At 58.9% G+C, this 6,678-nt stretch carries 5 protein-coding genes and 1 pseudogene; 2 read left to right on the forward strand and 4 right to left on the reverse strand.

What is annotated here, in order from left to right; all coding sequences use genetic code 11:
• Positions 1–1,089: 1,089 nt before the first annotated feature.
• The gene (locus AC1DUR_RS25625; protein WP_477720916.1) at positions 1,090–1,377 is read left to right on the forward strand and encodes an IS3 family transposase; all 288 of its coding nucleotides are present in this window, start codon (positions 1,090–1,092) and stop codon (positions 1,375–1,377) included.
• Positions 1,378–1,895: 518 nt separating this feature from the next.
• Here AC1DUR_RS25625 and AC1DUR_RS25630 read toward each other — a convergent pair.
• Positions 1,896–3,245, reverse strand: coding sequence for an MmgE/PrpD family protein (locus AC1DUR_RS25630; RefSeq protein ID WP_477720912.1), 1,350 nt, complete (start codon positions 3,243–3,245; stop codon positions 1,896–1,898).
• Between the two features lie 171 nt (positions 3,246–3,416).
• Here AC1DUR_RS25630 and AC1DUR_RS25635 point away from each other — a divergent pair, with 171 nt between their 5' ends.
• Positions 3,417–4,367 (forward strand): NAD(P)-dependent oxidoreductase, encoded by a 951-nt coding sequence (locus AC1DUR_RS25635; protein ID WP_477720913.1) that lies wholly within the window; start codon positions 3,417–3,419, stop codon positions 4,365–4,367.
• 240 nt (positions 4,368–4,607) lie between these two features.
• Here AC1DUR_RS25635 and AC1DUR_RS25640 read toward each other — a convergent pair whose 3' ends face one another.
• The 3 genes and pseudogenes from AC1DUR_RS25640 to AC1DUR_RS25650 form a co-directional block, all read right to left on the reverse strand.
• Positions 4,608–5,381 carry an isochorismatase family protein gene (locus AC1DUR_RS25640; RefSeq protein ID WP_477720914.1) on the reverse strand — a complete coding sequence of 258 codons (774 nt, stop codon included), beginning with the start codon at positions 5,379–5,381 and terminating at the stop codon, positions 4,608–4,610.
• Positions 5,382–5,608: 227 nt separating this feature from the next.
• Positions 5,609–6,358: an SDR family oxidoreductase gene (locus AC1DUR_RS25645; protein WP_477720915.1), complete on the reverse strand. Its 750-nt coding sequence runs from the start codon at positions 6,356–6,358 to the stop codon at positions 5,609–5,611.
• Positions 6,358–6,678: pseudogene (locus AC1DUR_RS25650) on the reverse strand (hypothetical protein); the annotation flags it as partial. The gene AC1DUR_RS25645 and the pseudogene AC1DUR_RS25650, both read right to left, overlap by 1 nt.

Here is a 6,678-nt window from a genome sequence, read left to right on the forward strand (position 1 = left end):
TTTCTCCGCGAATGCGGGAGTCGCGACAGCAGCCGCACCAAGTGCGACGACTGCGGCAAACCGCACGATTAATGTAGATATCATCCTCGTTCTCCTAATGAAAGTCATGATCCTCGTTGCCCCCACCCACGCCGCTCTTTCACATTGTCCTTAGCCTATACCGTTCGACCGCCTCGCCGCCCACAGTTCAAACCTCGCGCGGCATGAATTTGCGAGGATCGTAGACATGAGCCGGCTCGTCTGCTCGGTAGCGGCCACGACGCACACCTCATCAGTTATATCCTTCTCGTTGTCGAGCTCGAAGCGCGGGGTTGACAACTTAACCGCATGTTCTGTGCCAGGCAATTCATGTGCCTGCGTGTGCTGTGTGCCCCTCAACGTCTTTGACCATTTCACTGCAAGCTTCATGCGACGCACTCATTCCACCGTATGCCCGGACACGGAGTCAACTTAGTGTATGTATTCTTAAAAGACACTCCTGGACCTGAATGTATTCCGGAGGCACATCCTTGCAAAGAATGCGGACTTTGGCGAGACACCGACCTGAGACCCAAGCCACGAACCGAAGTTGACCCCATTTCACAGACACCTTATGGTTCTCAAAGAAGGAGTCCTAGACGTCCAAATACCGAACGGCGTACAGGTCGGAGTTTCGCCAGCTACTCGTGGATTTGGTGCATGCAGGGCGCAGTGCCAACGGTGTGCCCAAGGAGTTCGGCCTGCACGCGACCACAGTAGCCAAGTGGGTGCGACTGAGCTCAATGGGCACGTCAGCGGCGGTGCCTCCGCCCAGAAGTAATGTCCCGCAAGGGCCGCTGAATGCGATTGAACGTCAGGAGCTTGTCGAACTGCGCCGCAAATTGCGTCAGGTACAGATGGAGCGAGACATATGGCAAAGGCTACGGCTTGGTTTGCCAGTAAAAGCGAGAAGGCGTCCACGACGTCTACGAACTCGTGAAAGCAAATGAGGCCGTTCTACCCCTGCGCGCCCAGTGTGAAACCCTGAAGGTCTCCACCAGCGGGGACTAGGACTGGCGCGCTCGCCTCATCAGCAAACGTGCCTAGGCCAATACGAGTTTAAACGAGCACATTCGCACGGCCCACCGCGCCAGCGACGAGACTTACGGCATAGTCCGTATTCGTGCCGAGTTGACTGACACGGGCATTGTCGCCAGTCACAAACGCATTACCCGCTTGGTGCGGGCAATGCACATCCAAGGCGTGAGCAGCAGACAAGCCTGGTGCGCGACCACCGAGCGCAACAAGCGCCAGCGCCCGGCGTCCGATCTGATGAACCGGGTGTTTGCGGCCAAGGACATCAATGAACTTTGGGTGACCGACATGACGTATGTGCCCATGTGGGAAGACGTTTTGTAGCTGGCGGTGGCCACCGATATCCACAGCCGTTAGGTGGTGGGCTAGCCTTTGGGGTTCAGATGACGGCAGACCTTGTCATCGCAGCGCTCAACATGGCTTTGCACACCCCGCAGACCTGAACCGGTCATTCACCATTCCGACAGGGCAGCCAGTACACAGCATCGCCTTTGGCAACCGGTACAAGGAAATGGGTGTTCGACCTTCGATGAGCAGCGTCGGCGATGCCTATAACAACGCCATGGCCGACAGCTTTTTTTGCCAGGCTGGACTGTGAACTTATTGCCCGACGCAGCTGGAAACCCAAGACCGAGGCACGCCTGGCCATATTCACCTGGATTGAGAGTTGGTACAAACCGCACCGGAGGCACTCCGGCTTGAACTATCTGTCACCAATAACTTCGAAAGGAAACATCAGGGGAAAATCATCAGCACCGAAACCCAGACAATTTCTGAGCTTCATTGAAGGAGCTCAAACTGTCCGTGGAGACGGGTCAAGTCCAAACCGCCGGATGCGTTCGTCAGCTGAAGGGAATCGTGAGGGACAGGATTTCCGCGATGTTCGCCGAGCTCTCGATCGTCCATATCTTATCGACGAGCGCTGTCCGAGCACCGCGCGAGATCCGCGACGCTGCCAAAGATTCGAACTTGCTTTCGAGCTCTGCGTCGGTGAGCGGTCGCTCAAGTCCACCGCGGGCGTGCTTCACGTCGATTGTGTGCTCGCGTGCGTCGGTGGTCCTGAGCGTAATCCGGGCCGCTTCGACGCCAAGTGTCGGGTCGACCCTAAGGACGATCTTTCGGCGGAGGACGCCTACCCGCGGGTCCTGCACACGCGCATCGGTGAAGGAGGTCGAATCCGGCTCGCCAAAAAGCAAGGTCACGGCGGCCGCATGTTGCGCGCTCACCTGCGCCTCCCGACCTGAAGATATTTCTGGTCGATCCGCACGCTGCGCAAGTAACGGGCTCCCGGTGATGAGGACCTGCTCGATGTGATCGAGATCCGTCTCCGTGGCTTCACGCAAGGCCAAGCAACCGTCTATGATCGGATTGATCACAACGCCGCAGGGATAGGGCTTGTATGCATTCTTTGTAAGCTCCCAGCTCTCGCCGAGCCCGGTCACAATCGCTTCCATGTCGGCAATATCCGCCATGACCGCTAGAAGTCCCTGGGGACCCTCGATCGAATGCGGCGGTGCGGTGAAGCCACTCTGTGCCAGCAGCGCGCTCCACAACCCGTTTCGGCTGGCGTTGCCGATGCTGATGCTCTTCGCCATGGTCCCGAGGCATTCTACGAGGCCTGCAGATTGTGTTGCGGCATTGCCGAGCGCGTACACGGTCCTTACTTCGTCTAGTCCTAGCGCCTTGCTGGCCGCGCCAGCTGAGCCCAGAATGCCGCAGGTCGCGGTGATGTGCCAGCCTTTGCGGTAGTGCATAGGTGAGATTGCGTTGCCGATTCGGCATTCCACCTCCACGCCGACAGCGAAAGCCGTCAGTAATTCTTCGCCGGTCATCTTTTTCCGCTCCCCCAGCGCGAGCAGAGTTGGGGCAACGGGCGCGGTGGGGTGAATCACGGTACGGATGTGAGTGTCATCAAAGTCCGCAATGTTCGCACTCGCCGCATTTAGAAAACTTGCGCTTAGCGTATCGATCCGCTCTGAACGACCAATGATAGTTGCTTGGGATCCGCCGCTGAACTCGGAAAGGGACGCGATGGCTAAATCTATGGCCGGCTCGCGGCAGCCTCCAATAGCGGTTCCGAAAAAATTGAGAATGGCTCGCTTGCCTTCGTGTCTCACTTCCTTCGGGACATCTTCCCAACGGGTGTGCGAGATGAATTGGGCAAGACGTTGCGTTATGTTGTAATGATTCACGGCTGTATCCATGGCAAATGCATTCGCGGCAATCTCATCACTACATCGCCATGCCGCGCAAAAGGCTGCGCTGACCGACGCAATTCTAATGCCACAGACATCCAGGATGCTGATGTCGGCCCGGATCTTGCTCTTGCTATACCGAGAAACATGACAAACCTCGGGGGACTTATGAGTGGTACTTCTTTAGCGTTCGTTGGTACAGGCACTTTCGGCTCGCCAATGGCAGCGTGTCTGCTTCAGGCCGGCTTTACCTTGACTGTGACGGACAAGCGCCGAGAGGCCGCCGAATCTTTGCTTGCCAACGGCGCACTTTGGGCCGACAGCGCGGCCCAAGCGGCCGCAGCTGCCGATATAGTCTTCACTTGCCTGCCGAGCCAAGCCGCCATCGAGGAGGTTTACTTCGGACCAGCAGGCATCCTGGCCATGCGAAAGCCGCGTTGTGTTGTCGACCTTTCCACAAGCGGGCCCGAAGCGGCCGAGCGCATTGCCTCCTCGCTTTCTGCCGCAGGCGTTGCTTTCGTTGATGCGCCAGTCACCGGCGGATTAGCTCTAGCCAAAGAGGGTTCCCTTACAGTCATTGCTTCGGGAGCACCAGCGGCCATTGAGCAAGCCCGCTCCGCCCTGAATGCCATCGGCTCGCGTTTGTTCATCGTCGGTCCAACGCCCGGCCAGGCCCAAAAAGTCAAGCTGATCAACAATATGCTGAACTATACGGCGTTGGCCGCGACTTCAGAGGCAGTCGTTCTAGGTGCGAAAGCGGGAATCGAACCAGGCTTGCTTATTCAGGTGATTAATGCCGGGTCGGGGCGGAATTCTGCGACGGAGTCGAAGTTTCCTACGGCCGTCCTGCCACGGAGTTTCAACTACGGCGCGTCGCACCAGATCGTTTACAAGGATCTCTCGCTTGTCTTAGCCCTCGCGGACAATCTGAAGGTTCCGACCCCCATCGCCAGCCATGTGTTCCAGCTCTGGCGTACTTGGATGCGTGATCACGGTGATGAGGATTTCACAACCATCGTGAAAATGTTTGAGGATTGGTCGGGAGTACAGCTTGGGGTGAATGATTCAGACAATAAGTGTCTCAGTAAAGACATTGGCGTCCAATCCGACGATACTTGATGCGGTTGCTGAAGTGGCTCCGATCGTCTGAACGCGCTACGGGATTGAGATAAGCGCAGCCCCTTTTCAGGCTCCCAGCGTGACCCGCGGCACGACCCGTTCCAGCGGACCAAGGAACTCGCGCTTGCGCGCGCGCCTGGAGTTCAATTCGAGGTCGAGCCTGTATAGCTTCATGTGATCGATGGTGCAAGCTCGTGCTCGTTCTCGCGGAAGAGGCTGCGCGAGGTTTTGCGGGTCTCCCTAAAAGTTCGGCGCGAGCTTGGTCTTCTGGGCGGGTGCCGCGCCCTTTGGCAGGTCGAACATTCCGCTCGGAAGGCTGTCCAGGAAGGCGAGCACCTCCGAGGTCTTCACCACGTCGGCATATTTGGCGTGCATGTCGCAAAGGTTAATGGCATGGCTCGCCTGCGCGCGGTCGAAACAGCCTTCCTCGGCGACGGCGACGCGATAATTGAGGCTGAATGCGTCAAGCACGGTCGCGCGCACGCAGCCCGAGGTGGTGGTGCCGGTCACGATCACGCTGTCGCAACCGAGCAGGGTCAGATAGCTCGCCAGGTTGGTACCAAAGAAGCCCGACGGCTTCTGCTTCAGTACGACTATGTCCTGCGGCGCCGGAGCGATGTCGGCAACGATCTCGTTGCCGTCAAGGCTGGTGCCAGACTTGCTGGCAGTGTCCTCGCTGAATCGGCCGTCCTTCCAGTTCCAGCTGCCGCCGTCCCAATTGTCGTCACGCCTCACGCCGGTCGTATGAATCACCGGCACACCCTTGCCATGGCACTTGTCGATAAGCGACTTAATATAAGGGATCGCCACCCATGCGTCCTCACCACATGAAGTGTGCCAGCGCTTGATCGATTCGAGAATCGGCGTAGCACGCTCGTCGCAGAAGGCGTAGCTCACGTCGATGACGAGCAGCGCCGGCCGTTTGCCGAAGCCGCCGCACGCGCCGAAGCCGGATGCCGCGAATACCGCCTTGTCTTGCTCGGTGAGGAATTTGTTCCAGATTGGTTCTAGCATGGTTTGTTCTCTCCGGGTTTCTGCTTATTGAAATATATCCGACTGTGCCGTCACAAGCTTGCGCGCAGTCGACGAGCTCTTCGTACTTGACGTCGCTCTTGAGCATGCTGGCCTCGCGCACGACACTGCTGGTGGCCTAAGCTTCCTCGCTGATCATGCCGCCCTTGCTCCACATCTCGTCGTTGAAGGTGCCGCGTTGCGGCGCAGTGGTCGGCATGTCTGCCACGTCATACTCGCCAGCGTGCGCCGGCATCCACGTCGATCACCGTTCCCGAGATGTAGGCAGCGGAGTCAGAGGCCAAGAACCACGCGCACTCGGCAATCTCGTCGGCGCGCGCCATGCGCTTGAATGGTAAGTCCTGCAGCAGCGCTTGGTAGGCCTCCCTGCCTTTCCCAGCCGCCAAATCCGCCGTGCGCGGCGTGGCAGTGAGCCCGGGGTTGATGCCCACAACGCGTACGCTCCAGTCCACCGACTGAGCGCCTAGCGCCTGCGTCAACGCGATCAATGCCGCGTTTGCGGTCACGGTCATGATGGTTTTGGGGTTTGGCCGCACGCCGGCAGTGCCGATGATATTGACGATAACACCGCCGCCCGCTTGGCGCATGCGTTCGCAGGCCAGGCGACATGCCTCGATCGAGCCCAGCACCTTGTCTGACCACACGCCGCGCCACTCCTGCGGTTGTGATTCGAGCAACGCGCGGCGCGGTATGCTGCCAGCCGCGTTGATCAGCACGTCGATGCGAGGTGGCGCGGTCAGCGCGCGCGCCAAAGAGTCCCCATTGTCGAGATGACACTCGACCGGGAAGGTCGGCGCGCCGGTCTTGGCCGTGATATCCCGACCAATTTCCGTCAGTCGAGTCAGGTCGCGGCCGAGCAGATACACTGCACAGCCGCCCGCTGCAAACCGCTGCGCGAGGGCCTGCCCGAGCCCGCCCGCCGCGCCGATAACGGCCACATGGCGCTTTGCTGAATTCATCAAGACACTCCTCTTATCGGCTGCATCCTCACTGTGTATGGGTGCAAGTCTGTCAACGGCGTACTCCGGCCCACAAGCCCGTCGTAAACGGTGACGCCCATGAAGCGGAGACCCTCAGTGCCTTGGCTCGGTTGACCGGTAGTAAGCGGCACGTCGCTCGCCGTCATACCGACACGAAGTACTTTCTCCGCGAATGCGGGAGTCGCGACAGCAGCCGCACCAAGTGCGACGACTGCGGCAAACCGCACGATTAATGTAGATATCATCCTCGTTCTCCTAATGAAAGTCATGATCCTCGTTGCCCCCACCCACGCCGCTCT

The sequence above is a fragment of the Polaromonas sp. P4_F4 genome (assembly GCF_056401355.1).